The sequence below is a fragment of the Nonomuraea sp. NPDC004702 genome, from assembly GCF_053601695.1.
Map to the genome: position 1 here is coordinate 1 of NZ_JBSGCE010000182.1, position 2,412 is coordinate 2,412.

The 2,412-nt window shown below is 67.6% G+C and carries 2 protein-coding genes; both read left to right on the forward strand.

What is annotated here, in order from left to right:
• The coding region (locus tag ACWEJ6_RS54580; RefSeq protein WP_452433660.1) for a hypothetical protein at positions 1–680 on the forward strand (680 nt) is incomplete at its 5' end.
• Positions 677–1,576: a phosphotransferase family protein gene (locus ACWEJ6_RS54585; RefSeq protein WP_452433661.1), complete on the forward strand. Its 900-nt coding sequence runs from the start codon at positions 677–679 to the stop codon at positions 1,574–1,576. The genes ACWEJ6_RS54580 and ACWEJ6_RS54585, both read left to right, overlap by 4 nt.
• The last annotated feature ends 836 nt before the right edge of the window (positions 1,577–2,412 follow it).

Sequence of the window (2,412 nt, forward strand, 5' to 3'; positions counted from 1 at the left end):
CCGAACAGGCGAACGACTGGCACCTCCGAGCCAAGGTGCTCTCCTCCATGGCACGACAGTCGATCTGGTGCGGCGACGCCGACAACGGGCTGACCTTGGTGGAGTTCGCGATGGTACGAGCCGACCGCCTGACCCCGGCCGAGCGAGCCATGCTGCGCGGAGCCCAGGCGCGCGCCTTCGCCAAGCTCGGCCGGACACAGGAAGCGTGGAAGGCCGTCGCAGAGGCGGACACGGAGTACGACCACATCCGCCCGGGCGAAGAGCAGCCCTGGATGCGGTACTACGACGCCGCTCAGCACTCAGGCGACACCGGCCACGCCCTGTTCGACCTGGTCATCATCGACAGGACAACGACCGGCAAGCCGACGGGCGACGCGATCAACAACCGGTACCTGGGCGAGGCGTCCATGAGATTGGCGAACGCTGTGGCCAGCCACACCCCCGCCTACGTCCGCTCCCGCGCCATCAGCGGCATCAAACTGGCCTCCCTCACTATGGCGACCGGAGACCCCGAGGAGGCAGCCTCCATCGGAGGACGAGCCGTCACCGACGCCGGCACCGTGCGCTCCCGCCGCGCCCAGGACGACATGAAGGAACTCGCCAAGTTCGCCCTCCCCCACAAGACCCGGACACCAGTGGCCCTGCTCCGCCACCGCATCCGGGAGGCCGTCCAGACATGACCCAGACCAGCAATGCCGAGGCAGCCGCCTGGACCGTCCTCGACATGGCGAGCCGCCGCGTCGGCCTAGACCCATCCGGCGCCGAACTGATGCGCCTCGGCGAGAACGCCCTCTTCCGACTCCCCGGCGGCATCGTTGCCCGCATCTCTCGCCCCGGCCAGCTCGCCGCCGCAGCCCGCGAAGTAGCAGTAGCACGCTGGCTCGAAGCCAACCACGTACCCGCCGTCCAGACATGGCCAGACATCGACCAGCCCATTGAAGTCAACGGTCAAGCACTCACCTGGTGGCAAGAGCTCCCACCCCACCGACCCGGCACAGCACTCACAGTCGCAACCGCACTACGCCGCCTCCACAACCTCCCGCCACCGACCGACTTCGACATCGGCCGCTTGGACCCGTTCGTACGACTCGCCGAGCGGATCAACCGTGCCACCACTCTCACCGAAGCGGACCGGACGTGGATGCGCACCCGCCTGGCCGAGTTGAAGGCGCGCTACGAAGAGCTACCCAGGGGCCTGCCCGAGACGGTCGTGCACGGCGACGCATGGATCGGCAACGTGGTGACCACTGACGACGGCGAAGCGGTGTTGCTCGACCTGGAACGCTGCTCGATCGGCCCGCCCGAGTGGGACCTGACCTCCACAGCAGTGAAAGCCTTCACACTGGCCGGCATCACCGCCGACGACTACAACACCTTCGTCGGGACGTACGGGCACGACGTCACCGCGTGGCCAGGGTTCGAGACGCTCAGGGACATCCGCGAGTTCCGCATGACCTGCATGGCCGCCCAAGTGGCCAGCGAGAACCCCCAGCGGCATGACGAGATGCTGCTGAGACTGGCCTGCCTGCGTGGCGAGCACGGCCCACGCCCGTGGACCTGGACAGCTGTTCCGTAGTGACCTACTTCTGGTTCCTCACGCCGGCTCTTGGTGCCCCGAAGGGCCACCGCCACCGCTTCCAGGGCGCCGACGAGGAGCTGCTGCATCTGGTTGCGACTCTCAGCGGTCGCGGAGGACCACCGCCACATCGACTATGTGACGTACCTGGTCGTCACCAACCCGTTGCGATTCTCGGCCGCCCGTGGAGGCGACCGCCACCGGCGGCGGGTCGACGCACGGCTGCAGCTGGTTTCGACGCTCGGCCGCCCGTGGGGGCGATCGCCACTGGTCGATGGCATCACCGTCCTCCGCTGCCCCAAGAGGTTCGATGCTCGGCGCCCCCGAAGGACCACCGCCACGGCAGTCCTTGGGAGATGTAGTAGTCGAAGTGCCAGTTGCGACTCTCGGCGGTCCCGGAGGATCACCGCCACCGCTATCAGAAGGCGCTCAAGGACGCCGAGGTCAAGTTGCGACTCTTGGTGGCCGGTGAGGACCACCGCCACCCCAGTTCGGCGACACCATCTGCTGGACCGGACACGTTGCGACTCTCGGTGGCCCGTGAGGACCACCGCCACCTCCGGCCTGGCGCGTCGTCGATGTCGATCTCGACGGTGTTGCGACTCTCGGTGGCCCGTGAGGACCACCGCCACCAGAGACCGCGCGCCATTGTGGCTGATCGCCACGCTGTTGCGACTCTCGGTGGCCCGTGAGGACCACCGCCACCTGCAGGGCATGCAGCATCCGGCCGACATGCTCGTTGTGAGGTGCCCCGGATTTTCCGGACACATCCCCAACTATGGTTGAGGGAGAACCGGAAGGGAAGGCTGTGGCGGGGCGTAACCGACGATTCGGCC

Excerpts from the sequence above, each read along its gene's own strand:
- ACWEJ6_RS54585 (WP_452433661.1), top strand. The coding sequence starts at position 677 with ATGACCCAGACCAGCAATGCCGAGGCAGCCGCCTGGACCGTCCTCGAC.